Source organism: Aeromonas sp. 602200, from assembly GCF_049173895.1.
GTDB classification, from domain to species: Bacteria; Pseudomonadota; Gammaproteobacteria; order Enterobacterales; family Aeromonadaceae; genus Aeromonas; species Aeromonas veronii_A.
On sequence record NZ_JAAKSL010000001.1, the window covers coordinates 195,482 to 221,757 of the forward strand.

23 protein-coding genes are annotated in these 26,276 nt (G+C 56.0%); 7 read left to right on the plus strand and 16 right to left on the minus strand.

What is annotated here, in order from left to right; translation table 11 throughout:
• The first annotated feature begins 156 nt into the window (after window positions 1-156).
• The 4 genes from G5221_RS00900 (at window position 157) to G5221_RS00915 (ending at window position 3,530) form a co-directional block, all read left to right on the plus strand.
• Entirely contained in the window at window positions 157-459 is a 303-nt protein-coding gene (locus G5221_RS00900; protein ID WP_005333111.1) for a YebG family protein, read from the plus strand.
• Window positions 460-839: 380 nt separating this feature from the next.
• Window positions 840-2,120 (plus strand): tyrosine-type recombinase/integrase, encoded by a 1,281-nt coding sequence (locus G5221_RS00905; RefSeq protein WP_421262808.1) that lies wholly within the window; start codon window positions 840-842, stop codon window positions 2,118-2,120.
• 200 nt (window positions 2,121-2,320) lie between these two features.
• Complete coding sequence (locus G5221_RS00910) at window positions 2,321-2,656, plus strand: hypothetical protein (RefSeq protein WP_216953580.1); 336 nt, start codon at window positions 2,321-2,323, stop codon at window positions 2,654-2,656.
• Between the two features lie 724 nt (window positions 2,657-3,380).
• Complete coding sequence (locus tag G5221_RS00915) at window positions 3,381-3,530, plus strand: hypothetical protein (protein WP_216953579.1); 150 nt, start codon at window positions 3,381-3,383, stop codon at window positions 3,528-3,530.
• 24 nt (window positions 3,531-3,554) lie between these two features.
• On the opposite strand, the gene G5221_RS00920 is transcribed toward G5221_RS00915, so the two are convergent.
• Window positions 3,555-3,986, minus strand: coding sequence for a hypothetical protein (locus tag G5221_RS00920; RefSeq protein WP_216953578.1), 432 nt, complete (start codon window positions 3,984-3,986; stop codon window positions 3,555-3,557).
• A 140-nt stretch (window positions 3,987-4,126) separates the two neighbouring features.
• Here G5221_RS00920 and G5221_RS00925 point away from each other — a divergent pair, with 140 nt between their 5' ends.
• Together G5221_RS00925 and fabA are read left to right on the plus strand one after the other, a co-directional pair.
• On the plus strand, window positions 4,127-6,103 hold the full coding sequence (locus G5221_RS00925) for a Lon protease family protein (RefSeq protein WP_421204908.1): 1,977 nt from the start codon (window positions 4,127-4,129) through the stop codon (window positions 6,101-6,103).
• Window positions 6,104-6,200: 97 nt separating this feature from the next.
• On the plus strand, window positions 6,201-6,740 hold the full coding sequence (gene fabA / locus G5221_RS00930) for a 3-hydroxyacyl-[acyl-carrier-protein] dehydratase FabA (RefSeq protein WP_216954370.1): 540 nt from the start codon (window positions 6,201-6,203) through the stop codon (window positions 6,738-6,740).
• An 84-nt stretch (window positions 6,741-6,824) separates the two neighbouring features.
• Here fabA and rmf read toward each other — a convergent pair whose 3' ends face one another.
• The 6 genes from rmf to G5221_RS00960 all read right to left on the minus strand — a co-directional run bounded on the left by rmf (window position 6,825) and on the right by G5221_RS00960 (window position 12,095).
• Window positions 6,825-7,004: a ribosome modulation factor gene (gene rmf / locus G5221_RS00935; protein WP_005315693.1), complete on the minus strand. Its 180-nt coding sequence runs from the start codon at window positions 7,002-7,004 to the stop codon at window positions 6,825-6,827.
• A 158-nt stretch (window positions 7,005-7,162) separates the two neighbouring features.
• The gene (locus G5221_RS00940) at window positions 7,163-9,073 is read right to left on the minus strand and encodes an ABC transporter ATP-binding protein (RefSeq protein WP_421204907.1); all 1,911 of its coding nucleotides are present in this window, start codon (window positions 9,071-9,073) and stop codon (window positions 7,163-7,165) included.
• Window positions 9,074-9,146: 73 nt separating this feature from the next.
• A complete protein-coding gene (locus G5221_RS00945) occupies window positions 9,147-9,377 on the minus strand; it encodes a glutaredoxin family protein (RefSeq protein WP_201951089.1) in 231 nt (76 codons plus the stop codon).
• Window positions 9,377-11,566 carry a bifunctional 23S rRNA (guanine(2069)-N(7))-methyltransferase RlmK/23S rRNA (guanine(2445)-N(2))-methyltransferase RlmL gene (gene rlmKL, locus G5221_RS00950; RefSeq protein ID WP_421262625.1) on the minus strand — a complete coding sequence of 730 codons (2,190 nt, stop codon included), beginning with the start codon at window positions 11,564-11,566 and terminating at the stop codon, window positions 9,377-9,379. The genes G5221_RS00945 and rlmKL overlap by 1 nt, the downstream gene beginning before the upstream one ends.
• A 139-nt stretch (window positions 11,567-11,705) precedes the next feature.
• Window positions 11,706-11,831: a type B 50S ribosomal protein L36 gene (gene ykgO, locus G5221_RS00955; RefSeq protein ID WP_005336596.1), complete on the minus strand. Its 126-nt coding sequence runs from the start codon at window positions 11,829-11,831 to the stop codon at window positions 11,706-11,708.
• Window positions 11,832-12,095 carry a type B 50S ribosomal protein L31 gene (locus tag G5221_RS00960; RefSeq protein WP_005336598.1) on the minus strand — a complete coding sequence of 88 codons (264 nt, stop codon included), beginning with the start codon at window positions 12,093-12,095 and terminating at the stop codon, window positions 11,832-11,834. It lies immediately after the preceding gene.
• Between the two features lie 248 nt (window positions 12,096-12,343).
• Here G5221_RS00960 and G5221_RS00965 point away from each other — a divergent pair, with 248 nt between their 5' ends.
• Window positions 12,344-12,487, plus strand: a complete 144-nt coding sequence (locus G5221_RS00965) for a hypothetical protein (RefSeq protein ID WP_254127550.1) — start codon at window positions 12,344-12,346, stop codon at window positions 12,485-12,487.
• Here G5221_RS00965 and G5221_RS00970 read toward each other — a convergent pair.
• From G5221_RS00970 to G5221_RS01010, 9 genes are all read right to left on the minus strand, one after another.
• The gene (locus G5221_RS00970) at window positions 12,475-13,011 is read right to left on the minus strand and encodes a cell division protein ZapC (protein ID WP_216950796.1); all 537 of its coding nucleotides are present in this window, start codon (window positions 13,009-13,011) and stop codon (window positions 12,475-12,477) included. The two genes, G5221_RS00965 and G5221_RS00970, sit on opposite strands and share 13 nt — an antisense overlap.
• Window positions 13,012-13,101: 90 nt before the next feature.
• On the minus strand, window positions 13,102-14,112 hold the full coding sequence (gene pyrD / locus G5221_RS00975) for a quinone-dependent dihydroorotate dehydrogenase (protein WP_421258825.1): 1,011 nt from the start codon (window positions 14,110-14,112) through the stop codon (window positions 13,102-13,104).
• 77 nt (window positions 14,113-14,189) lie between these two features.
• The gene (locus tag G5221_RS00980; protein ID WP_421262626.1) at window positions 14,190-19,049 is read right to left on the minus strand and encodes an NAD-glutamate dehydrogenase; all 4,860 of its coding nucleotides are present in this window, start codon (window positions 19,047-19,049) and stop codon (window positions 14,190-14,192) included.
• Window positions 19,050-19,327: 278 nt separating this feature from the next.
• On the minus strand, window positions 19,328-19,549 hold the full coding sequence (locus tag G5221_RS00985) for a DUF2835 domain-containing protein (RefSeq protein ID WP_033136823.1): 222 nt from the start codon (window positions 19,547-19,549) through the stop codon (window positions 19,328-19,330).
• A gap of 70 nt (window positions 19,550-19,619) precedes the next feature.
• The gene (gene pepN / locus G5221_RS00990) at window positions 19,620-22,244 is read right to left on the minus strand and encodes an aminopeptidase N (protein WP_421262627.1); all 2,625 of its coding nucleotides are present in this window, start codon (window positions 22,242-22,244) and stop codon (window positions 19,620-19,622) included.
• Between the two features lie 143 nt (window positions 22,245-22,387).
• On the minus strand, window positions 22,388-24,403 hold the full coding sequence (prc, locus tag G5221_RS00995) for a carboxy terminal-processing peptidase (RefSeq protein ID WP_227342895.1): 2,016 nt from the start codon (window positions 24,401-24,403) through the stop codon (window positions 22,388-22,390).
• An 8-nt stretch (window positions 24,404-24,411) separates the two neighbouring features.
• Entirely contained in the window at window positions 24,412-25,050 is a 639-nt protein-coding gene (gene proQ, locus G5221_RS01000) for an RNA chaperone ProQ (protein WP_421262628.1), read from the minus strand.
• A 102-nt stretch (window positions 25,051-25,152) separates the two neighbouring features.
• Window positions 25,153-25,611 (minus strand): GAF domain-containing protein, encoded by a 459-nt coding sequence (locus G5221_RS01005; protein WP_216978778.1) that lies wholly within the window; start codon window positions 25,609-25,611, stop codon window positions 25,153-25,155.
• Window positions 25,612-25,704: 93 nt separating this feature from the next.
• Window positions 25,705-26,166: a hypothetical protein gene (locus G5221_RS01010; protein WP_267529354.1), complete on the minus strand. Its 462-nt coding sequence runs from the start codon at window positions 26,164-26,166 to the stop codon at window positions 25,705-25,707.
• Between the last annotated feature and the right edge of the window lie 110 nt (window positions 26,167-26,276).

Here is a 26,276-nt window from a genome sequence, read left to right on the forward strand (position 1 = left end):
ACCAGTCTGGCGTGGAAGTCAAATGACACTTTGAGACAGCTTGATCCAACGCGGCTTTTGTCGCTAAACCCCGGCGAACTCTTTTCCGGTGAGGTTATTTGCAATACTGTATATCCATACATATACTCTATCCATCATCACCAAGAGGAGGCCATCATGGCTGTCGAGATCAAATATGTGGTTGTTCGTGGGGGAGTGGAAAAAATGACCTTTGCCAGCAAAAAAGAGGCCGATGCCTATGACAAGCTGCTGGATACGGCCGATGAGTTGATGACCCTGTTGGCTGGCGCCCCGATCGAACTGGCACCAGAGCAGCAAGAGAGTCTGGCATTCTACCTGGCAGAGCAGCGCGATGTGCTGCAAACCCTGCTGCGCGGCGGTAAGGTTCAGGCAGGCACGAAAGAGGAAGAGGCCCCAGCAGCCAAGCGCAAGGAGAAGCCACTAAAGCAGGTGGCCTGATTGCCCAAGCCTGCTATTTCTCGGGATAAACAGCTCGCCACATTCACTTTATTTGCATTTAAAACCACTTTTACGGCTATTTACCCCGAGAATTTTTTAACAACGGTGCATATCCAATGCATAACTGATTAGCGTGCACCACTGAGCTCCATCAGCCAGATCTATGAGGAAATAATGAGCAAACAGTGGAGAGAACGTTATCCAGATCGCTCCCGGTTACCTTAATCAGCAACAACAAGAGGCAGTACCAATCCCAATAGAAGCCGCATTCATCTATCACGAGCACTTTTCTATCAACTCGGCTCACAGGCTCATATCGACTCATCTCAGCATCAACAAGCAACACCATGACTCAACAACCATTATCCTTGCCGCCAGCCATGCCGCTGTTTGACAGCCTTATCTATCTGGAAGCTGGCAATCCGCAGGTCAATCAGTACCTTGCCAACCTCAGCCTCAACGATGTGCCCGATGCAGGGCTAGTTTACGAACTGGCGGTCGATTGGCTGCTGGAGCAGCGCAACAGCGAAAACAACTACAAAACCTATCGCAGCGAACTGACCACTTTTTTACACTGGTGCTTTCGAGAGGCGGCCATCAGCCCGAAAGATCTCACTCGCCGCATCATGATCCGCTATCTCGACTACTGTCAGTCCCCCCCTGACGAGTTGATCGCCTACCGCAACGTAGCGCAATTTGTCCTCGACAAGGAGTGGGGAGAGCGGTTGCCCAATCCACAATGGCGACCGTTTCTCGGTAAGCGGGAGCTGGGCCGCACCTTGCCCTATCGTCTTAGCGAGCAGGCGATGAAGACCAAACTGGCCATCCTGTCGGCCTTCTTCCAGTTCCTGATCCAGGAGGAGTACATGGACAGGAATCCCGCTCTGCTACTGCAGCGGGTCAAACGGCCGCAACAGCAGGAGGCCGATGATCAGGTGCAGGCCTTCAGCGAGTTGCAGTGGTCATACGTGATGCAAGCTGCCGATACCCTTGCCAACGACCATCCGGAGCAGCATGAGCGCAGCCGTTTTCTCACCATTCTGATGTACGCCTGCTATCTGCGGATCTCTGAGGTTGCTGCCCGGCCGGGCTTTACACCAGTGATGGGGCAGTTCAGGCGGGATCGCAAAACCGGCGTCTGGGGCTACTTTATTCCGCAAAGCAAAGGGGGTAAACGGCGTACCGTGGCGGTATCCCAAGCGCTGTTGGCGGCACTCGAACGCTACCGCCGTTTCCTCGGTCTCTCTCCCTTGCCGACACCGGATGAACAGACGCCACTGTTCGTTCGTCATAAAGCGGCAGCCCACGGCCGCGAGCAGGGGGAGATCAACGCCAACCTCGGCATTCGCCAGTTACGGGATTTGATCATGGTGATCATCGGTAAAGGGGCAGAATTGGCAGAGCAGGATGGATTTGCCCAGGATGCAGCCGAAATGCGGCAACTATCTCCCCATGCGATCCGCCATACCGGGATCACCCATGACATCAATCTGCACGGGCGGCCGCTCTCCCACGTACAGGCCGATGCAGGACATGACAGCATCGACACCACTTCGAAATACCTGCACACCAGCAACAGTGAACGACATGAGAGCGCGCAACAAAAACCGCTAGACAGATTGAGCCAACAAACGAGAGATAATCGTTCAAAGGGCGGGTGAGCATCGTGACCTAAAAAAGTGATTCATTAAGGTCTCATTCAAGCTGGTGCCGTTATTTTGTACTTCTCTGGATAGCAACCGGTTCAGGGAACAGCAGGGCTGTTAAGAACGAGCAGGTAGCCATCCGCGGGATCAATATTTATTCCGTATCAGAGAGAAAAATAACCAAATCGCTTGCTCAAACATCGAGACAACCCCCTATGCCGATAGACATTATCAAGAAGACCTACAAGATTGTCGGACAAGGCGATCTGATGGCGCAATTTACCCTTATCCCCTCAGGCACGTTGAATATCTGGTTTCCCGAAACAGGATTGCAGATGGAGGCACCCTGTAGCCAACTTCGTTTTGAAAATGACACCCTGCTCTATACCAACGGCATGCACTACAGCCAGGCGAGAGCATTCTGGTCGTTAACACTTCACTCTGTCGATATGAATGAACTGAAGAGGTTAATCATGGATATGTGCAGCAATGTCCACATATCCCATCCGCGAACGCCCATACCCAAACGCAAACATTGGCTAATAGCCTGATCAGCCGGAATGAAAGAACAAGACCCGTCTCGCAAAAGGCGGGTCTTTTTCATTCTCTCTGTGGAGTGCATTGAGGTCTAAAAAGGTGATTTGATGACTTATACGAATGGTCATCGTCGTGGGCTACCGAAAACTCTCAGGAGCCAGACGCCACCTAACGTAAATATATGAATGGTTACGTTAAATTCACCATTATAAAATTCACGGAAACCAAGAGGGAAGGGAGCGCTTATTGCATCAAGGGCATTGATGATCCGGCACTGTTGTAAGTGTGAACTATTCAATACGGGAAATTTGCATTTTTAGCATTTTGAGTAAGGGCAGGGGATCTGTCACCCATTAAGGCGACTACTTTAACCAGGTCAAGACAGCCTCTAATAGTGGACTCTTGTCTCAAGATGGGACATTTGTGGTTTCAGAATATCGACTAAGGGGAGGGGACATGGTCCCAAGACATGTTCGGGTACAGCTAAATGAGCAGTTGGTGAACTAGCCAATTCTATTGCCAACGCTATGGCACCAAGCACGATGCATTGCCTGCTTTAGGTGAGGTTCTTCTGCATTTGGCTGCAAGGTATCAAGATGGTTCTTCATCATGGATCGCATTGACCGGAGTTGTGTCGCCGTAGTGGTTAAATTCACTCAATGTTATCTCTCACAGAGATGCCGATAAATGGGGTTATCGGCATAATTTGTAAAGACTCTGTTATTTTTGACCTTCAACATGTCTCACCCAGAAATGACCGAGATCATCAGCGTCCTGCAAACCGGCAGCGCCTGGCCTGTGGATGTGGTGCGGCGCATCAGCCCAGGGGAAATGTCCGACGAGCTCCATGCTGCACGCCGCGAGGTCGCGCCAATCGATCATGCCTGAGCCATCCAACCCGGTGAGCAATGTTTAGGGCTGGCCTATAGCACTAGCGTTCACCGACAGGCCACGGGCGCGGGCCTCCCGCAGGCAGCGCTGCCAAAAGTACCTGCCACTGGGCGAATCCCATTTAACCTGGTAACGACTGGATAGCCAACAAATCGCCTCCAGCGGCAGATGGGCAAAATCCTGTTGATGGGTGTACCAAAAGGCCCGCCAGTCGTGGATAACCGCCACACGGTTGACCAACTGCCAGCGGCAGATCCACAACGGGGTGTCCTTATGAATCAACACCAACGCACCGGCCAACGGGAACACGTCGAACCACAGCAACTGGTGGTCATCGGGCACACTGATATCTAGCTGCCGAAACCGATGGCGCCGCAGTGGTGTCAACAGATCGACACCGGCGGTTAATGCATCCAGCAAGAGTCGATCCTGTGGGCGACGGCTGTGTTTCATCGGAAATAACTCCAAAACGTAGAAACCCATCACTGCGCATAATGCATATTATGTTAAATATAGTATCTTGTTTCCTGTCACCGCTTATTGAACTGTGTATAATGGCAACAATTGATCCTATCTTCGACCGGATGTCTTAAGTGGCTGAATTAACATCAGAACAATTAAAACCCGCTTTTGCGATTGAACAGTTCCCCAGGCTTTGTGAGCTTGAGCCCATCCCCTTTGCCGCTCTGCAACCCAGAGCAATCTCCGGTATCAAACGTCTGGCCAGTTTTGATGGTGATTGCCCGGTTATGCTGCTCAACGGTTTCCCCGGTGCCGATTATGAAGATGTGTGCCGCACTCTGATTGCCGACTCCAATGGTAAGGATGGCGATCTGTTCGACCTCTGCTATACCGAGAATCTCAACAACCCGTTCAAACCTATCTGGCTGCGACTGCAACCCGGTACTGGCGTTGAGTTTTGCGAAATGGTTGGCGAGCTACTCAAGTTGCTTAGCCACCATCTCGATGCCGAGCGAATCGTAACCCGCATCATGCGCAAGCAAAACAACGATCCAAAGATCGATGACTTTCTCTCGGATCTGGCGGCCCATGTGGCATTGGGACTGGAGTTTCAGCATCCGGTGCTGATCAACCTGCTTATTCATCACGAAGAGCAGGAAGCACCGGTAATTTACGGTCGTGATCTCAACTGGGATACCCTGTTTGGTTCCATCAACTATCAGACAGAACAGGGTTCTGTCTACGCGAATCAGCACTTGCTGGAACCAGGTTTGCTACGTCAGGCCAATGGTGGCTACCTTATTCTTCAACTGGATGAGCTGCTCGACCAGCCTCATCTTTGGTTTAAGCTCAAAAATGCCATGCAAAAAGGCGAGCTGGACTGGAACGCCTATCAGGAAGGCAAGACACTAACCCCCTTCTTTGCACCTGAAGCGACCCCCATCAAGCTCAAGCTGATCCTGGTGGGTGACCGACTCGACGTGGCTGAGTTCCAGATGCTGGATCGCGATATGTCCGAGCGCATCTTCCTGCGCGCGGATCTGGTTTCAGAGGTGAATATTGAAGAGGATCTGCAGGAATTTCTGCAGTACCTGGCCTGGCTGCGCCAGCGCTGGAACCTGCTGGACTTCACGCCAGCCGCCCTCGCCGCCCTTTGTCGTCATGCCAGCCGCCTCTGTGACCATCAGGAGTGGTTGTCGCTCTCCGAAGTGCAACTCTCCGCCATCATGCGGATGGCTGACAGTCTGGCCCGGGAGCTGGAATCTGATGTGGTCACCGACGAGCATATTCGCGGCGCACTGGAAGAGCAGGATTACCGCCTCAACTATCTGGTTGAGCAGTCCGATCAGGGGGTTATCGACGGCCAGATCCTGCTGCAAACCGATGGCGAAGAGATTGGCCAGATCAACGGCCTGTCTGTCATTCAGGTCTCCGGTCACCCTTATGACTTCGGCGAGCCGGTGCGCCTCACTGCTACCGTACACCTTGGTGATGGCGATGTGGCGGATATCGAGCGCAAAGCTGAGCTGGCCGGTCATATCCACGCCAAGGCGATGATGATTATCCACGGCTATCTCTCCAACAAATTTGGCGCAGAGAACCCCTCCCCCCTGTCGGCCAATCTGGTGTTTGAGCAGTCTTACCACGAAATTGATGGCGACAGTGCCTCACTGACCGGCTTGTGTGCCCTGCTCTCTGCCCTCGCCCGCCAGCCTATCTATCAGCACTTTGCCGTGACCGGCGCGGTCGATCAGTTTGGCAATGTGCAGGCCGTTGGTGGTGTAAACGAGAAGATTGAAGGCTTCTTCCGGGTATGCAAGATCCACGGACTTACCGGCAAACAAGGGATTATTCTGCCAGGCACCAATGTGCAGCAGTTAAACCTTTCTGATGAAGTGATCGCAGCGGTCGAAGCAGGCCAGTTCCACATCCATCCGGTGGACCATGTTGAAGAGGCCATCGAGCTACTGACCGGTTGTGTGGCCGGTGAGCCTGATATGCCTGACACCTTGTTTGGCCGTATTCAGGAGCGTCTGGATGAACTGAACGGCACCACAGCAAAAGCCGGGCTACTACGCTCGCTGCTGGAGCGCTGGTTGGGCCGTTAATGAAGTGATCGGAGTTGTTTAGCTAACAACTGTACGCTAGATTGACGCAGCTTTATTCATTTGAAGGAAACTCAGTGTGACCGTAGACAATCCAACCATGGAAGCCCGCCTTTCCCTGTGCGAACAGGGCAAGAACTCTTTTACCCGTGAGGAGCTGCTGGCTTGCAGCCGTGGCGAACTGTTTGGTGAGGGTAACAGTCAGCTGCCCGCCCCCAACATGTTGATGATGGATCGCATCGTCAAGATTAACGACCACGGCGGCGAGCACGGCAAGGGAGAGATCCTCGCAGAGCTCGACATTACCCCTGATCTCTGGTTCTTCGATTGTCACTTCCCCGGCGATCCCGTGATGCCTGGCTGTCTCGGTCTGGACGCCATGTGGCAGCTGGTTGGCTTCTTCCTAGGCTGGAAAGGCGGTCCTGGCAAGGGTCGTGCTCTGGGCGTGGGTGAAGTGAAATTCACCGGCCAGATCCTGCCGACCGCCAAGAAAGTGACCTACAAGATCACCTTCAAGCGGGTCATCAACCGCAAGCTGGTGATGGGAATTGCTGATGGTGTGGTCGAAGTCGACGGCCGTCCGATCTACAGCGCCACCGACCTGAAAGTGGGCCTCTTCAAAGATACCACCGCATTCTGATCTCTCTGATTGGTGGTAAAACAGCATTAACGCAAAGGGGCCACAACGGCCCCTTTCCTTTTGTAATGAGTGATGAAGTACCTGCTACTTCATGAAGAGGCCTGAGCCCCGCCCTTCCATGGCGTCACGCCAACCACCAAGCCAATGCCCACGGGCATCCAGGCATTGATACGGACACGCTTCTTTCTGTTTGCCGACCACGCCAGCCTGATAACCACGAGCACGAGCTCTTTCCAGACGGTCCCGCTTCTGTCTCTTCATCATCTACGACCCTCTTCGTGGAACAAAAAAAGCGACCAAATTCTCATCGGTCGCTTTCATCTTTACTCCTGCGAGCGCACTCGGTCAAACAAAAACTTCCACCCTAACCGGGCTATGTGACACAAGGCACTGAACTGGATTAAGTTTTAATTACAGGGAACTTACTCCTGATTTTTGAGTCCTTCCAGCTCTTCCCAACGAGCAAATGCCTCCTCCAGCGCCGTCTCGGCTGCACTCAATTCGGCCAGTTTGGGCTGGGTCTGCTCGCTTGGCAGGGAGAAGAAACCGGGCTGGTTGATCTCGCTTTGCAGCGCATCGAGTTCGGCTTCCAACTGCTCAAGACGCGCCGGCAGACCATCCAGTTCAAGCTGTAGCTTGTAGGAGAGTTTTTTGCCTTTCTTCGGCGCTTCGCTCACTGTGGCTACCGGCTCGGGAGCCTTCACAGGCGTGCTCTTGGCCTGTTGCTGAGCACGCTGCTGCTCGCGGGTCGCAATCATGTCGGCATAGCCGCCCACGTAGTCGCTGATGCGGCCATCCCCCTCAAACAGCCAGCAACCGGTTACCGTATTGTCGATGAAGCGACGATCGTGACTGACCAGCAGCAGAGTGCCTGGATAGTCCGCCAGCAGCTCTTCCAGCAGCTCCAGAGTCTCGACGTCGAGGTCGTTGGTCGGTTCGTCGAGGATCAGCAGGTTGCTGGGTTTAAGGAACAGCTTGGCCAGCAGCAAACGGTTTTTCTCACCGCCAGAAAGCGCCTTGACCGGCGTTCTGGCCCTCTTGGGTTCAAACAGGAAGTCCTGTAGATAGCCGAGGATATGGCGGGAGCGACCGCGCACCATCACTTCCTGCTTGCCCTCCCCGACGTTGTCCACCACCGTCTGCTCGGGATCGAGCTGTTCGCGGTACTGATCGAAGTAGGCCACTTCCAGATTGGTACCCTGACGCACCGAACCACGAGTGGCATCTAGCTGACCCAGCAGCAGCTTGATCAGGGTCGACTTGCCGCAACCGTTGGGGCCGACCAGCGCAATCTTGTCCCCACGCAGCACCTGCAGATCCAGCCCCTCGAACAGGGTGCGATCACCAAAGTCGAGTCCCAACCCTTCAGCTTCAAATACCAGCTTGCCGGAGCGGCTCGCCTCGTCGAGTTGCAGCTTGGCTTTGCCCTGCAGTTCGCGACGCTGGGTACGCTCCATGCGCATCGCCTTGAGGGCGCGCACTCGCCCCTCGTTACGGGTACGGCGCGCCTTGATCCCCTGGCGTACCCACACCTCCTCCTGCGCCAGCTTGCGATCGAACTCAGCATTTTTCAGCTCTTCGACCCGCAGCCACTCCTCTTTGCCCTGCTGGTACTCGTCATAGTTGCCGGGCCAGGAGGTGATCACGCCGCGATCCAGATCGATGATCCGGGTCGCCAGCTTGTGGATGAACTCACGGTCGTGGGAGATGAAAACGATGGCGCCACGGAAATCCTTGAGGAACTCTTCCAGCCAGTTGATGGCCTCGATATCCAGGTGGTTGGTCGGCTCATCGAGCAGCAGCAGATCGGGATCGCATGCCAGTGCACGGGCCAGCGCTACCTTGCGCAGCCAGCCACCGGAGAGACTGTCGAGGGTCACGTCAGGATCAAGACCAAGCAGGGTCAGCACCTGATTGATGCGGGTCTCGTACTGCCAGCCATTCTGATAATCGAGCTGCTCCTGCAGCTGGCTCATCTTGCGAATGTTGGCATCGGACGGGTCACTCGCCAGCGCCATGGAGACGTGGTGATACTGCTTGAGCAGCTCACCGACTCCGGCCAGCCCTTCGGCGGCGTAATCAAACACGGTGAGCTCGCTCGAGGTGGGCGGATCCTGCTCAAGACGAGTCACTTTCAAGTCCTGCTGCAACACCAGACGGCCATCATCGAGGGGCAATTCACCGGCAATTACCTTCATCAGGGTGGACTTGCCCGCCCCGTTGCGGCCCACCAGACAGAGGCGCTCGCCTCGCTCTATGGTCAGCTCGGCCTTGTCGAGCAACGGAAAATCACTGAACGACAGACACGCGCCGTGCAATGTTAAAAGAGCCATGTTCGTTCCTTATCTCATATGAAAAAACGGGCAACAGACTGGGTCTGCTCCCGTTTCATCGTCAAATCACAAATCAACCCTGACGAGCGAGCCAGCCTTTGAGCTCCACCAGCGTGAAGGGCCAGCCCAGCTCGCGGCCAGCCTCGTCCCGCAGCACCGGAATACGCACCCGATAGGCCTCAAGCCAGCTGGCATCGTCCATGATGTCGCAGCGGCGGGTCACATCGCTTGCCCCCGCCTCCTCCACCAGCGCCCAAGCTTGCTCACACAGGTGGCAACCGTCGGTGTGAAACAGGGTCAGCATCAAGCCTCAGCCTCCGCATGGGTGATGATCCAGCAGTTGTGGATGTGCTGGTTGCGCTCGAAATCCTTGGGCCGGGTCTTGCCGGTGATGTTCTGCGCTTTGAGACCGATGGCCTCGAGACCGGCCAGATCCATCTTGAAGTGGCGCTTGTTGTTGGAGAACACCAAGGTGCCACCAGCAGCCAGCAAACGCTTCAGGTGCTGCATGAGCAGCAGGTGATCGCGCTGCACATCGAAGCTCTCATCCATCCGCTTGGAGTTGGAGAAGGTGGGCGGATCGATGAAGATGAGGTCGTACTGCTCGTCCGCTTCAGACAGCCACTTCAGGCAGTCAGCCTGCACGAACTTGTGCTGACGGCCCACCAGCGAGTTGAGGCGCATGTTGTCCTGTGCCCAGTTGAGGTAAGTGCGCGACATATCCACTGTGGTGGTCTCGCTGGCACCGCCAAGACCCGCGTGCACGGTGGCACTGCCGGTGTAGGCAAAGAGGTTCAGGAAGCGCTTGCCCTTGGCCATCTGACCCAGCATGCGGCGGGTCTGACGATGGTCGAGGAACAGACCGGTATCGAGGTAGTCGTAGAGGTTGACCCACAGACGGGCACCATACTCCTGCACTTCCATCCGGTGCTGCTCTTCGGATAGCTTCTGGTACTGCTGCTTGCCCTCCTGACGCTCGCGTACTTTCAGGATCACCTTCTCGCCGTCCATCCCGGTCACCTTGATGGCGGCTTGCACCATGTCGAGCAGACGCTGACGGGTCTTCTGGGCAGGAATATCCTTGGGCGCCGCGTACTCCTGCACCACCAGATAGTCCTGATAACGGTCGATGGCGGCGTTGTACTCAGGCAGGTCGGCGTCGTAGAGACGGTAGCAGTCGAGATTCTCTTTCTTGGCCCACTTCTCGAGCGCCTTCAGATTCTTGCGCAGACGGTTGGCAAAGTCCTGTGCCACCTCTTTTTGCGAGGCCACGGAGTCCAGTGCGATTTGATAATTGCGCAGCTGACACTCGAGGGCGCCGTTGAACAGGCGATATTGTTTGTCGGCGCGCAGGCGCAGACAGCTGAGCAGCTCGGGCGATGCAGAAAGAATGGAGACTTTCCAACCCTGGAAGCTGCGACGCAGGGCATCGCCGAGGGCCTGATGCACTTCCAGCAGGGCCGGGAACTCGCCAAGACGCTCGCCATAAGGCGGGTTGGAGATCAGCATACCGACCTGGCGGGCCTCCCCTTGACCTTCTTCCCCTTCAACAGGGGCAGGCATCGGCAGCGGGTTTTCCAGCTTGGTGACATCGGCCTGCTTGAAGGTGATGAGATGGGCCACACCGGCCGCTTTGGCATTGTCGCGAGCTTTGAGCAGCACGCGCTGGTCGGCATCACAGCCAAACAGCTTCACTTCGCAACGTTGCATGCCGCGTTTGGCACGCACTTGCGCTTCCATCATCAGGCTCTGCCACAGCTCGCTATCGTGCTGCAGCCAGCGATCGAAACCGAAGCGCTCGCGGCGCAGCGCAGGCGCCATGTCGGCGGCGATAAAGGCCGCTTCAATCAGCAAGGTACCGGAACCGCACATGGGGTCCATCATGGGCTCACCGGCCCAGCCGCTACGGGCAATCATGGCGCAGGCCAGGTTCTCTTTGAGGGGTGCTTCACCCGTGCCCTGACGATAGAAACGCTGGTGCAGCGCCGGGCCTGACAAGTCCAGCGTGATATTGGCCTTGCCTTTGCCCAGGTGCGCCATGATGCGAATATCCGGCGCCTTTTTGTCCACGTCCGGACGCACGTGACCGCGCTTGGTGAAGCGGTCGACGATGGCATCCTTGATTTTCAGCGCGCCATATTGGGTATTGCGAATGGCAGGGTTGGTACCGGTAAAGTCCACCGCGATGGTAGAGGTACCGGAGAAGTGCTCTTCCCAGGGGATGGTGTGGGCGCCCAGATAGAGATCCAGATCGTCGTTCATCTGGAATTCGGAGAGCACCAGCACGATGCGGGAGGCAAAACGGCTCCACAGACAGGCCTTGTAGCCAATCGCCAGTTCGCCTTTGAAATGGACGCCAGCCACGGTCTCACGGACCTGCTCTGCGCCAAGATTGGTCAGCTCATCGGCCAACAGGTTTTCCAGCCCCTTGGGGCAGGTTGCAAAAAATTCTTTCATCACGCTCACGGGGAACCCATAAAAATAGTGCCGCATTATACCTCATCAGGCGGGCTGGAGCATGCAAAAGTCGGCGCAAACAGCAGGATGGAAACAGATTGATAGGTGGCGAAAAGGTAAAAGGCCCCATGACTACCCGATGGCGAGATCATGGGGCCAGACATCATTTAGCGGATCACTTCATACGAGCCTTGAAGCGGGGATTGCTTTTGCAAATCACGAACAATTTGCCCCGACGACGCACCAACTGACAATCGGGATGACGCGCCCTTGCGGATTTGAGTGAACAGACGACCTGCATTCAGGACTCCTTCTTGCTTGAAAATGCGCCAAAGCGCTTGTTGAAACGGGCCACACTCCCCTCACTCGATACCTGCTTCTGCTTGCCGGTATAGAACGAGTGCGACTGGCTGGAAACATCGAGCGATACGTAGGGATACTCCTTCCCGTCTTGCCACGTATAGCGGCGATCGCTCTTGATGGTTGACCCGACCAGGAAAAAGGCATCTGCTGCCGTGTCATGGAACAGCACCAAACGATAATCAGGATGAATATGAGGCTTCATGGCAACTCCATTTTGTTATGTTATAACAAAATGTAAGTGAGAATAGCTCTCGTTTCAAGCATAAAATGTCGTATGTAGAAAATCGCAGCAGTGAGTGATGTGTTGATAGCGAGGTGGAGGCACTAGGCAAGCAGAACGAAACAAGAATGAGACACCATGCTTGCAGCACGGAAGACCAAGATACTGCGTGGGTCAGAACACAAGGTACAAGTGGATGTAATAAGCCTCAGAGAGGCTGGATCACAACCATGAAGATCAATGAGAATGGGCAAGATGTTCGCGGATCAATGAAGGATCAGAAACGAGGCGCGATTGAGGTGTCCACAGTTAAAACAGGCAGCGGTGTAATCACAGAGATAAAAAGATTGATGAATATATATCAACTGACCTGACGATATTGCTCGGTCACGGTAATACGCGGCTTCATCCGGTTATTCATCACCTTGATCACCCCGAAACGCGGCAGAGTTTTACTGGTGGTCAATACCAGATCGGCTGTGAGGTTCAAACAGACGCTGGCCTGCTCCCCTGTCTCAATGACCATAAATTCGCCGTTGCCATGAGGTGTATTCATCAAGACCAGATCACCGTTTTGCGGGATCACTTGCGGATGCTGTTCACTAAAAAACCAGCTTTGCGGCATCAGGGGTTTATAAAAACGACTGACCGCGATGGCATTAAGCACCAACTGAACCTGATGGGGAATACTCCACTCAAGTTCGACTGCTTTATCCATCAACTGATAATAGAGGGCTGCATCATCGACACAAAAAGGTTGGGTCGTAAACGAGCTGGGCACCAATTGCCGCCCTTTATACTCGGTCGCAAATAACATGTTATCAGACAGGTCCAACATCAGACGGTCACTCTGGGCATCATAGTGCCATTGCCAGCTATCGGTCGGTTGGATAAACATGTTGGAGCCCTTACTTGATAATTACCAGTTGACTTTATTCCATATGCAGGAAATCAGCAACGTCAAATAAAGGGCCCCGCCATCTATTTCTTAAATATTGGTCACAATCTCTTTGACCAACCCCGGCCCATTATAAATAAAGCCGCTATAAATTTGTACCAGACTGGCACCGGCGGCCAATTTTTCACGGGCGGCCATGGCACTATCAATACCACCCACACCGATAATTGGCAGAGCACCATTGAGCGCCTTGGCCAGATGACGGATCACCTCGGTACTCTTGTGCTGCAGCGGACGACCACTCAGGCCACCCGCTTCACCGGCGTGGGGCATGTCATAAATCATCTCGCGCTCGAGGGTGGTATTGGTGGCGATAACCCCATCAATACCATTCCGTACCAGCGACGCGGCCACCTGATCTATTTCTTCAAGGCTTAAATCCGGGGCAATTTTAACCGCCAGCGGCACATACTTTTTATATTGGGCGGCCAGCTCTTGCTGACGTACCTTGAGGGCTGCCAGCAATTCATCCAGCGCCTCGCCATATTGCAGCGAACGCAAACCCGGGGTGTTGGGGGAAGAGATATTGACGGCAATATAACCGGCATGATCATAAACCTTATCCATGCAGATCAGGTAATCATCCTTGCCCTGTTCGATGGGAGTGTCTTTGTTTTTGCCGATATTAATGCCGATGACTCCCTGATATTTGGCCTCTTTTACCTTGGCCACCAGATGATCCACCCCCTTGTTGTTGAATCCCATCCGGTTGATGATCCCCTCTGCCGGAATAACCCGGAACAGGCGCGGCTTGTCATTGCCGCTCTGGGGTCTGGGGGTGACGGTTCCTACCTCGATAAAGCCAAATCCCATGGCGCCCAGCGCGTCAATGCACTCACCATCTTTATCCAGACCGGCCGCCAATCCCACCGGATTGGCAAAAGAAAGCCCCATGACAGTGACGGGGCGTTTCGGCAAATTCTGGCGGAAGAAACAATCGAGTGGCGTACCGAGAAGGCGGGGCAAATATTTCATGGAGAGATCGTGAGCCTGTTCCGGATTGAGCTTGAACAGGAAATGCCTGGCGATGGGGTACAACATCTTTGCTCCTTAAAGAAAGCCCCGGCGACTGGCCGGGGCTTTGGGTGTAATGTCGGTGTCATGCCTTAATCTGGCAATTAAAGTGCCCGACAATTCAACTGGAGCAGGTTCAACTCTCGCAAGGCCACCGAGAACTTGGCGAACTCGTGGGTGCTGGTGGTCTTGAAGTCGGCCAACATGTGGGTCCAACGGGACAAGAGTTGCTCATGCTCCGAAATCCAGTCGGCCAGTATGGTAGCGCATTCTCCCTGATCTTTGCACCCTTCCAGTACCACAGAAGTGAGACTGCGTTGCTGCCAGTCCAGATCTTCGCGGAAGGAGGCTCGCGCCATCGCCTGCCAGTGGTTGCCGACCGGCTGATGGTTGATCTGGTCGAGGAACCAGTGAAGATCCAGTTTGGCCCCGAGGCGATAGTAAACATTGGCGGCGCGCAGAATATCGGTCTTGTGCTCCGCGGCAATCTGCGCCAGATCTAGGCTGGAGAAGAGGCTGCTCATATGGGCGACCTGACGGGCAATGGCCTCCGGCACCTGTTTATCCATCCACTTGGCAACAGCCTGACGATGCTCGGCCACTTCGCTCTCATCCATCACCTCGTAGAGGTGCTTCCCTAAGGTCTCGAACGCAGGACGGAAGAAGGCGATGTTCTCGCTGATGCTCCAGCTGCGATTGCGGGCACGCAGGAACCAGCGGGTGGCACGGCGCACAATGCGGCGGCTGTAGAACATCAGCTCGAGCTGAGTCTGGGCATCCACCAGGTTGTCGCACCCTTCGATATCGCGCCACAGCTGGTTCATGCCAAACACTTCGCGGGCCATGGCAAAGCAGCAAGCCACTTCGGCGACCGAGGCACCGGTTTCGTCCTTCATCCGGCTGGCGAAGTTGAGCCCCATGTCGTTAACCAGCATGTTGGCCACCCGGGTAGCGATGATCTCGCCGCGTAGCGGGTGATCGGCCAGCTGGGCACCAAACTGCTGCTGCACCTTGGCCGGGAAGCTGGTGACAAGCATGTTGGCCAGGAACGGTTCGTCGGTCACTTCCGGGCAATTGAGTTGCTCTTTCAGTACCATCTTGCCGTAGGCCACCAGCACCGCCAGTTCGGGGCGGGTCAGCCCCTGCCCTGCCGCCATCCGCTCGGAAAGCTCCTCATCAGATGGCAGGAACTCCAGCGCACGATCGAGCTTGCCTTCCCGCTCCAACCCCTGAATAAAGCGCTGTTGCTCTTTCAGTTGTTCAGAGCCGCGGAAGCTGGTGACCGAGATGGACTGGGACTGGCGATAGGCGTTGGTGATCACGATCTGCGCCACGTCGTCGGTCATCTCATACAGTATCTGGTTACGTTGCTTGAGGGTCAGATCCCCTGCCGCCACCAACTGGTTCAGCAGGATCTTGATGTTCACCTCGTTATCGGAGCAATCCACCCCCCCCACGTTGTCGGTAAAATCGGTATTGATGCGACCGCCCTGACTGGCGTACTCCACCCGACCAAGCTGGGTAAAGCCGAGGTTGCCCCCCTCACCCACGATACGGGCCCGCAAATCGCGACCATTGACCCGCAATGCGTCGTTGCTGCGATCCCCAACTTCCCCATCGCTCTCCCGAGCGCTCTTCACATAGGTGCCGATGCCGCCGTTCCACAGCAGATCGACATTGAGGCAAAGCAGCGCCTTGATCAGCTCGTTTGGCGCCATGCTGGCCTTGTCGGTGCCGAGCAGTGTCTGCATTTCTGGGCTCAGCTTGATGGACTTGGCCGAGCGCAGGAAGATGCCGCCCCCTTGTGATATCAGCTCGCGGTTGTAGTCATCCCAGCTGGAACCCGGCAGATCGAACAGGCGCTGGCGCTCGACAAAACTCTTGGCCGCATCCGGAGTGGGGTCGACGAAGATATGCATGTGGTTGAACGCGCCCACCAGCCGGGTGTGCTCGGAGAGCAGCATGCCGTTGCCGAACACGTCGCCGGCCATGTCGCCGATCCCGACGCAGGTAAAATCTGTGGTCTGGCAGTTGACGCCGATCTCGCGGAAGTGGCGCTTGACCGACTCCCAGGCACCACGGGCGGTGATGCCCATCTTCTTGTGGTCGTAACCGACCGAGCCGCCGGAGGCGAACGCATCGCCGAGCCAGTGGCCGTATTCGAGGCTTATTTCGTTGGCGATGTCGGAGAAGGTGGCAGTGCCCTTGTCGGCGGCGACCACCAGGTAGTAGTCATCCTCATCGTGGCGCACCACGGATTTGGGCGGGATCACCTCGCCTGCGATGATGTTGTCGGTCACATCGAGCAGACCACGGATAAACAGGCGATAGCAGGCCTTGCCCTCTTCCTGAATAACGGCGCGAGGGGCCCCCGCCGGCATCTGCTTGCAGTAGAAACCACCCTTGGCCCCCACCGGCACGATGACGGTGTTCTTCACCTGTTGGGCTTTCACCAGACCCAGCACTTCGGTGCGGAAGTCCTCTTTGCGATCTGACCAGCGCAGGCCGCCACGGGCAACCTTGCCCCAGCGCAGATGCACCCCTTCCACCCGTGGCGAATAGACGAAGATCTCGAATTTCGGCAGCGGCAGCGGCATGTCGGTAATGCTGGAGGGAGCCAGTTTGAAGGAGATGTAGGGCTTGATGTTGCCCGCCTTGTCCAGCTGGTAGTAGTTGGTGCGCAGGGTTGCGTCGATCATCTCCACATAGCGGCGAATGATGCGATCGTCATCCAGGTTAGCCACCTGATCCAGCTTGGCGGCAAGCTCCTCGTGCAACTTGGCGGATGCCTTGGCATCTTGCGATGGCACCTTTGCGTCCTGCTTGCCGGCCGGGTCGAGGCGTTGCTCAAACAGGGTAAACAGCAACTGGGCGATGTCGGGGTAGCGGGTCAGGGTCTCTTCGATATAGGACTGGCTGAAGGAGACGCCGGTCTGGCGCATGTATTTGGCGTAAGCGCGCAGCACCGAGACCTGACGGCCGGTGAGACCCGCCCCCAACACCAGCCGGTTGAAGCCGTCATCTTCCAGCTGCTTGTTCCAGATGGCGGCAAACGCCTGCTGGAAGCGCTGTTGGCTCTGGGCCAGATCAAAGGGCTGCTCGCCGTGCAGCAGCATGGAGAAGTCGAGGATCCAGAACAGATCACCGCCCGGAGTGCGAACCTGATACGGAGTCTCGCCGATCACCCGCAGTCCCATGTTCTCCAGCATCGGCAGCACGTCGGAGAGGTGAATGGGCTCGGTGCGGTGGAACAGCTTAAGCCGTACCCGACGATCGTTCTCCTCCTCCTGCGCACGGTAGAACAGCATACCCAGCGGCTCGGCTTCGCTCAGGTTATCGAGCGCCATGATGTCGGCCACGGCAGAGCCAGGCAGCACATCTTCCTTGTAAGCGCGGGGGAATGCGGTACTGAAACGGCGGCGCAGCTCGTTGCCACGGGCCTCGCCATAGTGGGAAAGCAGCACGGAGTCGAGTCTGTCGTCCCAGCTGCGGGCCGCTTCAATCAGGTTGTTCTGTACTTCGTTCACATCCACATCCACGTTGTTGTTGTTGACCCGCACTATGTAGTGGGTCCGCGCCAGCACGCCTTCGGTGAAGTAGACGTTGAACTCCACCTCTTCATTGCTGCCAAAATATTTCTGCAAAATTTGCTGGGTCTTGATCCGCAGCGCCGTGTTGTAGCGCTCCTTGGTGACATAGACCATGCAGGAGAAGAAACGACCATAGACATCCCGGCGCACGAACAGCCGCAGCATGTCACGCTCCTGCATCTCCAGCACGCCAAGGCCGGTAGCCAGCAGTTCCTCTTCACGGGCCTGGATCAGCTCGTCACGGGGATAGGTTTCCAGCACGTTCAGCAGCGCCTTGTAGGCGTGGGAGCCCTTCTCATGACCGGAGGCCGCCATGATGCGTTCGAGGCGATGGCTGATGAGCGGGATCTGGGTCGCGCTGGTGTTGTAGATGGAAGAGGCGTAGAGGCCGATGAAGCGATCTTCCCCGATCACCTTGCCATGCTCGTCAAAGCGCTTGATGCCGATGTAATCCACATAAGCCGGACGGTGTACCCGGGACTTGCTGTTGGATTTGGTGAGGATCAGCAGGTCAGAGCTCAGGGCGGCGTGACGGGCGCTGGCAGGCATGTTGCCAAGGCGCTGGCCTACCTCCTTGATGGAGTTCTTCATCAGCCCCAGGCTGGAGCTCGCCTGCGGCAGGATCTCGTGATCCCCCTCCACCGCCTTGACGTCGTAGCGGCGATAGCCCATCAGGGTAAAGTTGTGGGCAGCTACCCATTTGAGGAAGGCAACGCAGGAGGCCACCTCCTCCTTGCTGACCGGGTGCTTGCGCTTGGGCAGTTCGTCGATGATCTCATTGAGCTTGGCCAGCATGGGCTGCCAGTCGCCCACGGCCAGCGCCACTTCACCGGCCACCGAGTTGAGCTCGGTAGCCAGCGCGGCCATCTGCTCCTCGCTGGTGAGGTGATCGATCTCGATAAGGAATGCTGTTTCAACCGAGGTCTGCCCGTCGGTGTTGTCGAGTTCCAGAATGGCGTCAATCTTGCCATCCGCACCGCGAATGAGGTGCAGCGGTTGGTGCAGCATCATGTGGGCGGTGATATTGAGCCGTTTAAGCGCCATCCGGATGGAGTCCACCAGGAAGGGCGAGTCCTGCAGGATCACCTCGACGATGGTATGGGGCGATTGCCAGCCGTGACGGGTCAGCTCGGGATTGTAGACCCGGATGTAGGGATCGGTACCGCTGCGCTGATTGAGGGCATTCCACAGGCTCAGGGCCGCGCCATAGAGATCGCTGTCATTGCGATCGTGCAGGTCGGAGCTCGCCATGTTGCCGTAGAACTTGGCAACGAAGCGCTCGACCAAAGAGGCACTGTTTTTGGGCAACTTCTGATGGATCAGGCTGAGAACGTTTTCGAGCAGAACTGAGGTAGGGGCGTCTTTCAATGCCATTTTTATATTCCTTATCGGACGACATTAACCACCGACGCAGAGGCAACCACCCTGGTTACCCGCTGGTGCAGAGTTGTTGCGAAGTGTAATGGCTTGGATAAGGGAAGGCGAGGAAAGGTGCTAACGAGATGTTAAAAACAAGGTGCAGATCACGGCTTAAACTGTGAGAAATTTTGCAAATAACCAAAAATACAGAAATTCCCACTACCTTTGTGCCAGTTTACCGGATAGATAGTGACGCAAAGCAGATAAACAGTCGGTAATCTGTTCGATTTTTGTTAATTTATGCGTTCGAGGCTGATAAAGCGGTAATCGTCCTGGGTTTTCAGCCGAAAATAGCCATGCACACCATTGATGGCGACAAAGGGCCGTATTTTTTCTATGCCAAGCTCCAAGGTCAATCCCTGTTCGCTGCGCACCACCAGCCGTCTGGCATGGCCCTGATACATCAGCATCACCTCGTCACTGCTCAATGAGAGCCGAAAAGTAAACTGCTTCACGCTTGCTCCTGATCACACGACAAATCACACAATAGGGGCAGGCGCATTCACGCCCCTGCCCCGTCAACACTTACTGCTGTAGTGCCTTGCTGACCTTCTCGAACAGATCCCGTGCCAGCCCCTCAAGGTTGGCAAGACGGGTCAGCTCAGCGCGGATCAGGGCCTTGCGCGCCTCATCCAGTCGCTTGAACTGGATAAGCGGAGTGATGAGACGGGAGGCCACCTGCGGATTCACCTCGTTGAGATCGATCAGCAGATCGGTCAGGAAGCGGTAACCGCTGCCATCCACCGCATGGAACTGCACCTGATTGCTCATGGCGAAGCTGCCGATCAGCGCCCGCAGCCGGTTCGGATTGCGAATGCTGAAAGTGGGGTGACTCATCGCCTGCTTCACTTCGCTCAGCACATCGGCAGCCGGCTTGCTGCCAATCAGCCGCAGCCAGTTGTCCAGCACCAGTCCATCCTTGGCCCACTTGCCTTCAAAATCGGCCAGCAGCGCGGCACGGCATGGCAGCAGATAGCCGTTGGCCACCTGTAGCGCCGCCAGGGTGTCGGTCATGTTGTCGGCGGTTGCGTACTGCTCGCGCGCCAGCGCATCGGCATGCTCCGCATCCAGCGCCGCCAAATAGCCGAGCACCACCCCTTTGAGGGCCCGTTTGGCCATGTCGGCGTGCACCACATGATAACCGTTCAGACGCAGGCTCTGATAGGAAGTCGCCAGGCGCGCGCCAAAGGCCTCGGCAAGACGGGTGTGGATCGCGTCGCGCACCTGATGGATGGCATCGATATCGGCCACCTCGAACAACTCGGCCAGGGTCGCTTCACCCGGCAGCGCCAGGATCTCCGCCTTGAGGGCCAAATCGAGATCGCTGTCGTCCAGAATGGCGACGAAGGCAGCAAGCAGGGTTTGGGATAGCTCAACCCCCTGCCCGTGCTGGACCCGTGCCACCCCGTCGATGACCGCCTTGTTGATCAGCATCTGGGCCGCATCCCAGCGGGCAAACTCGTTGCGAGCAAAGCGCATCAGGAAGGCGAGCGCTTCATCGCTGTAGTCATAGTGCAGTTTGACAGGTGCGGAGAAGTCCCGCAGCAGGGAGGGCACCGGCTTGACCGGCACCTGATCGAATTCGAAGGTCTGCTTCGCTTCCAGCACATCGAGCACGTTGCCGATGGCCTTGCCCTGATATTGCAGTGCAATGACGGCACCTTGCTCGTCATAGAGCTCGATGTCGAGGGGGATATGCAGCGGCAGCTTCTGCGGCTGATCCTGAGTCGGCGGGGTGTGCTGGCTCACATGGAGGCGATAGATACCACTGGCGGCATCGTACTCGTCGGTCACGGTCAGCTCGGGGGTGCCGGACTGGCTGTACCAGCGGCGGAAACGACCGAGATCCACACCGGACGCATCCTCCATCGCTTGCACGAAATCATCGCAGGTGGCGGCCGAGCCGTCGTGACGCTCGAAGTAGAGGCGCATACCGGCCTGGAAGGCCTCTTCACCTAGCAGGGTGTGCATCATGCGGATCACTTCCGACCCCTTCTCATAGACGGTCAGGGTGTAGAAGTTGTTCATCTCGATCACCACATCCGGGCGGATCGGATGCGCCATGGGGCCGGCATCTTCGGCAAACTGCGGGCCGCGCACGGTACGCACGTTGTTAATGCGGTTGACGCCGCGGGAGCCCAGATCGGAGGAGAACTCCTGATCCCGGAATACCGTCAGCCCCTCTTTCAGGCTGAGCTGGAACCAGTCGCGGCAGGTGACGCGGTTGCCGGTCCAGTTGTGGAAATATTCGTGACCGATCACCCGTTCGATACCGTGGTAGTCGCTGTCGGTAGCGGTGGCAGGATTGGCCAGCACGAATTTGGAGTTGAAGATGTTTAGCCCCTTGTTCTCCATGGCGCCCATGTTGAAGAAGTCCACCGCGACGATCATGTAGATGTCGAGATCGTACTCGAGGCCGAAACGCTGCTCGTCCCAGCGCATGGAGTTGATGAGGCTCTCCATGGCAAAACCGGCGCGATCGAGGTTGCCCTTGTCGACGAAGATCTCGAGGGCCACTTTGCGGCCGCTCTTGGTGGTGTAGTGGCTGCGCTCCACATCGAAATCACCGGCCACCAGCGCAAACAGGTAGCTCGGTTTGGGGAAAGGATCCTGCCACTGCACGAAGTGACGGCTGCCATCCAGATCACCGCTGTCGACCTTGTTGCCATTGGATAGCAGGAAGGGATATTTGGCTTTGTCGGCGGTAATGCGGGTGCTGTAGCGCGCCAGAATGTCGGGGCGATCCAGATAATAGGTAATGCGACGAAAGCCCTCAGCTTCACACTGGGTGCAGTAGGCATCGCCAGACTTGTAAAGCCCTTCGAGTGCGGTGTTGGCGGCCGGATCCAGCAGGGTGACAATGGTCAGCACACATTCGGCCGGCAGGTTGAACAGGGTCAGACTGCTCTCGCCTTGCTCGTAGTGGTCACAGGGAATGCCATCGATGGCAATGCTCTTGAGGGTCAGCTGCTCGCCATCGAGGACCAGCGGCGCATTGTGCTCGCCGTTGCGGCGAATGCGGGTGATGGCAGTGACCTGGGTCAGCGGCTCCTGCAGTTGGAAATCGAGGTCGATAGTGTCGATCCAGTAGAGCGGCGCCTGATAATCCTGGCGATATTTGGCCGTCATGGCCTGGGAGTGATCGGTCATTATTGTCTGCTTCCACGCTTGTTAAAGGCGAGAAAGAGGCTGTCACAACCAACTGGCGGGGTCAAACAATTTGCATGACGTCAGATGTGCCAGACAAAAAGAAAGGGCGACCGCAGTCGCCCTTGTGTATTAGAGTCGCCTTGTCAGCTGGGTTTGCTGATCTTGGCCAGATCCGCCGTGATATTAGCTGCTTCGATGAGATACTCATCGGGCGCCTCAAAATCCGCAGGCAGTTCGTCCAGACTCTTCACCGCCGGTTTGCCAAGGCGAGCCAGCCGCTCGTTGGTGCGTTTGAGCGCTTGCTCATCCTGTTTCGCCTGCTCGGCAACACGCTCCGCCTCGTTGAGGGAGACCGACTTCTTCTCCTTCTCCACCTTGTAGTCGGCAATATCTTGCATCACGTAGGCGAACTCGGGATCCTTGGCGATGCGGGCATCATGAGCCGCCTGCAGCTTGGGCAGCAGAGTAGTGAAATTGCCCAGAGTCTGATAGTTGGCAGAGGCTATCTTGTCCCACGGCAGCGCATTGAACTCACGGCTTTCACCCGTCTCTTCCGGCGCAACCGGTGTCGGGAAGCTGATATCCGGCGCAACGCCCTTGTTCTGGGTACTGCCACCGTTGATCCGGTAGAACTTGGCGATGGTGTACTGCACGTGACCCAGCGGCTGCTCGTAGAAGTCATAGACCTTGGCGAGGCTGCGATGCTGCTGCACTGTCCCCTTGCCGAAGGAGTTTTCCCCAAGGATCAGGGCTCGCCCATAATCCTGCATGGCTGCAGCAAAGATCTCGGAGGCCGAGGCACTGTATCTGTCGATCAGCACCGACATGGGACCGCCGTAATAGACGTTGCCATCGTCGTCACCGTTGACCGTGATACGGCCCATATGATCACGGATCTGAACCACAGGACCGCTGCCAAAGAAGAGACCACTCAGGGCAGAGGCTTCAGTCAGGGCGCCACCGCCGTTACCGCGCAAATCGATGATAAGACCATCGATCTTCTGCTTGTTGAGGCTGGAGAGCTCCTTGATCACGTCGTCATGCAGATTGACGTAGAAACTCGGGATCTCGATGACACCAATCTTCTTGCCTTCGGCGTTAATCACCTTGGACTTGGCGGCTCTGTCTTCAAGGCGCACCTTGTCGCGGGTCAGCTCGATCTGCTCGGTCTTGGCGGTTGCGCCCTTGCCGCGCTGAATTTCAAGCTTGACCTTGCTCCCCTTGGGCCCCTTGATGAGCTCGACCACGTCATCGAGACGCCAGCCGATCACATCAACAATCTTGCCATCTTCCTGCCCTACCCCGGTGATCTTGTCATCGGGCTTGAGGTGGTTAGATTTGGCAGCCGGGCCACCGGGCACCAAAGAACGGATGACGGTAAAGTCATCTTCCGCCTGTAACACGGCCCCGATCCCTTCCAGCGAGAGGTTCATCTCGGTGTTGAAACGATCGGCACTGCGCGGGGAGAGGTAACTAGTGTGTGGTTCGATGGCGCGAGCGAAGGAGTTCATGAAGAGCTGGAAGACATCTTCGCTCTCGGTCTGGGACATCCGCTTGATGGCGTTGTTGTAACGCTTGCCAAGCAGCTCCTTGATCTCGGGCCACTCCTTGCCGCTGAGCTTTAGGCTCAGGGCATCGAATTTGACCCGCTGACGCCACAGCTCGTTGAGCTCTGCTTCATCTTTGGGCCAAGCCGCCCCTTCCCGATCAAACACATAGTTGTCGGTCTGGGTAAAATCGAAAGGAGTATCAAGCAGTTTGAGGGCGTATTCGAACCGCTCATAACGCCGCTGCTGACTCAGGTTGAACATCTCGTAGGCGGGAGCCAGACGGCCTCTTTCGAGGTCGGTGTCAAAACCGTTACGGTACTTTTCAAAACGGCTGATATCAGAGGCCAAAAACAGGTTGCGGCTGTAGTCCAGATTCTCCAGATATTTATCGAAAATCACGGAGGAAAAGGCATCGTCCAGCTTGAACTGTTTGTAGTGCGAGCGGGTAAACAGATTGGTAATTCGCTTGCTGGCCGTAGCATGTTGGCTCTCTTGAGCCAACACAGGCAAATCACTCTCCTTGAGCACCGGCTCGATGGCCTGTGCAAGCCCGGCAAGCGCCAAGCTACAGGCAACGAGGGAAAAACGAATTACGCCATGCTTCAACATTTGTCTCCTTAGAGAACCAAGTGCTCTGATTTGACCCGCACCATCATGCCGGTCTGCAGTTGGACCTGTACATCGTCCTTGGTTACTTCCTTGATGGTTGCCGGAACCGGGAATTTACCCATAACGACGCGCACATCCTGGCCCACTTTCAGCGTAGCGGCATCCACTTTAACCAGCGGAGCGTCAGCGACCGGTGCCTTGGCGGCAGCTTTCGGCTTGGCAGCTACATCAGCTTTCTCGGTTTTGCGCACAGCAGGACGACGGGGCTTCTTGGCCTTCTCATCCTTCTCTTTGGTATTGGTACGACGGCTGGCGAATACGCGATCTTTGCTCTCTTTCAGAGCTTGCTTGGCGTGTTCGATGTGCTCTTCGGTCAGCAGCTCGCCCGGGTTGCCATCCAGATCAACGCGAGCCTGGCCAGCTTTGAGACCGTGCAGGTAGCGCCAGCTGGAGGTGTATTGACGCAGTGCGGAACGCAGCATGGTCTTGGAGACTCTGGCATCGTCAGCAAGACGCTCGGCCAAATCCTGGAAGATGCCAATCTTGAGCGGCTTGGCCTCTCCTTCAGCAACGAAGCAGGCCGGGAATTTCTCGACCAGGTAGGCAACGATCTCTTTACTGTTCTTCAGCTTCTCAGTGTTTTCCATGTATAACCTTGGCTTTCATATAAACGCACGGGCACGTCCCGAGCACAACAAAGGCCCCATTATAGAGAGCTTGGGGCCTTTTGCGAACCATCTAGCAATGACTTAGAGCATGCTTTCCAAAATTTGCACCGTTTCTTCGAGGCCAATCCGGTCTTCCTGGTTGAAACGGTTAAAAATCGGACTATCGATATCGAGTACCCCGATGATCTCGCCACCACGGCGCACCGGGATCACGATTTCCGAGTTGCTCGCGCCATCGCAAGCGATGTGACCATCGAACTGGTGGACATCGTCAATGAGCTGGGTTCTCCCCTCTGCCACTGCCGTACCACACACCCCGCGGCCGACCGGGATCCGCACGCAGGCCGGTTTGCCCTGAAATGGCCCCAATACCAGGGTCTCGCCCTGCAACAGATAAAAACCGACCCAGTTGATCTCCGCCAGCTCCTGATTCAGCAGTGCGGAGAGGTTGGCCAGATTGGCAATCAGATCGGTTTCCCCCTCCAGCAGCGCCTTGGCCTGCTGGTTGAGGGTGCGATAAAATGGTTGTTTTTCAATCATGATTAAATGAACTTCACTCCCTGATGGTTTGGGGAAGGTAACGCCTGGCCGGGAAATTTCAAATATTTTTTCCACTCCCCGCTCCTTGCGCCGTTATTCCCGGGCAACGGAAAGCGCCAATTGCTGGCGTTGACCATTACTCCACTCGATATTTAACAACCAGATCATGACGGGTGATGTACAGCTCCCCACCTGGGTTACCCCCTGCCACTGTCCGTCTATTTGTTCAAAACTCACCGGAATGGTGCCCATAAACATATCTTTGCCTTCGAGTGTCGCTTTCACCGGTTTGATGGCCGGATCGCCGCCGGTAATAGCGATGGCAAAGTCATGTTCAGCGCGCAGCGGTAATTCCTTGATGGCGACCGTCAGCGGCTTGTCACCAATCAGCGCGCTGCAAGGGGTGTGGGAAAGATCACAAATCTGATCTTTTTTCTGGTCAGCAGAGACGCTGTTATCGGCCGAAAACCAGGTGCGATAAGCCATCAGCGCCAATAACAGCGCCAATACCAGTACGAGGTGCAAAACTTTACGTGCGGTAAGTCTCTCTTTCATCAAAAACAGCCCGATTAAGATGCAATTAAAATGGTTTTTTGTGATCTCGAACAAGGTAAAAAACTGCCATATCGAGACCGGACGGAGCCAAATATATCACTGTTTATACT

Bases quoted from the DNA above. Each gene is read 5' to 3' on its own strand.
- G5221_RS00915 (WP_216953579.1), top strand. From the start codon at position 3,381: ATGTCTCACCCAGAAATGACCGAGATCATCAGCGTCCTGCAAACCGGC.
- G5221_RS00940 (WP_421204907.1), bottom strand. From the start codon at position 9,073: ATGGCTCTTTTAACATTGCACGGCGCGTGTCTGTCGTTCAGTGATTTT.
- fabA (WP_216954370.1), top strand. From the start codon at position 6,201: ATGGAAGCCCGCCTTTCCCTGTGCGAACAGGGCAAGAACTCTTTTACC.
- rlmKL (WP_421262625.1), bottom strand. From the start codon at position 11,566: ATGCGGCACTATTTTTATGGGTTCCCCGTGAGCGTGATGAAAGAATTT.
- pyrD (WP_421258825.1), bottom strand. From the start codon at position 14,112: ATGTTGTACCCCATCGCCAGGCATTTCCTGTTCAAGCTCAATCCGGAA.
- G5221_RS01005 (WP_216978778.1), bottom strand. From the start codon at position 25,611: ATGATTGAAAAACAACCATTTTATCGCACCCTCAACCAGCAGGCCAAG.
- rmf (WP_005315693.1), bottom strand. From the start codon at position 7,004: ATGATGAAGAGACAGAAGCGGGACCGTCTGGAAAGAGCTCGTGCTCGT.
- prc (WP_227342895.1), bottom strand. From the start codon at position 24,403: ATGTTGAAGCATGGCGTAATTCGTTTTTCCCTCGTTGCCTGTAGCTTG.
- G5221_RS00920 (WP_216953578.1), bottom strand. From the start codon at position 3,986: ATGAAACACAGCCGTCGCCCACAGGATCGACTCTTGCTGGATGCATTA.
- G5221_RS00965 (WP_254127550.1), top strand. From the start codon at position 12,344: ATGAAGATCAATGAGAATGGGCAAGATGTTCGCGGATCAATGAAGGAT.
- G5221_RS00945 (WP_201951089.1), bottom strand. From the start codon at position 9,377: ATGCTGACCCTGTTTCACACCGACGGTTGCCACCTGTGTGAGCAAGCT.
- G5221_RS00905 (WP_421262808.1), top strand. From the start codon at position 840: ATGCCGCTGTTTGACAGCCTTATCTATCTGGAAGCTGGCAATCCGCAG.
- G5221_RS01010 (WP_267529354.1), bottom strand. From the start codon at position 26,166: ATGAAAGAGAGACTTACCGCACGTAAAGTTTTGCACCTCGTACTGGTA.
- ykgO (WP_005336596.1), bottom strand. From the start codon at position 11,831: ATGCAGGTCGTCTGTTCACTCAAATCCGCAAGGGCGCGTCATCCCGAT.
- G5221_RS00980 (WP_421262626.1), bottom strand. From the start codon at position 19,049: ATGGCATTGAAAGACGCCCCTACCTCAGTTCTGCTCGAAAACGTTCTC.
- proQ (WP_421262628.1), bottom strand. From the start codon at position 25,050: ATGGAAAACACTGAGAAGCTGAAGAACAGTAAAGAGATCGTTGCCTAC.
- pepN (WP_421262627.1), bottom strand. From the start codon at position 22,244: ATGACCGATCACTCCCAGGCCATGACGGCCAAATATCGCCAGGATTAT.
- G5221_RS00960 (WP_005336598.1), bottom strand. From the start codon at position 12,095: ATGAAGCCTCATATTCATCCTGATTATCGTTTGGTGCTGTTCCATGAC.
- G5221_RS00970 (WP_216950796.1), bottom strand. From the start codon at position 13,011: ATGTTTATCCAACCGACCGATAGCTGGCAATGGCACTATGATGCCCAG.
- G5221_RS00900 (WP_005333111.1), top strand. From the start codon at position 157: ATGGCTGTCGAGATCAAATATGTGGTTGTTCGTGGGGGAGTGGAAAAA.
- G5221_RS00910 (WP_216953580.1), top strand. From the start codon at position 2,321: ATGCCGATAGACATTATCAAGAAGACCTACAAGATTGTCGGACAAGGC.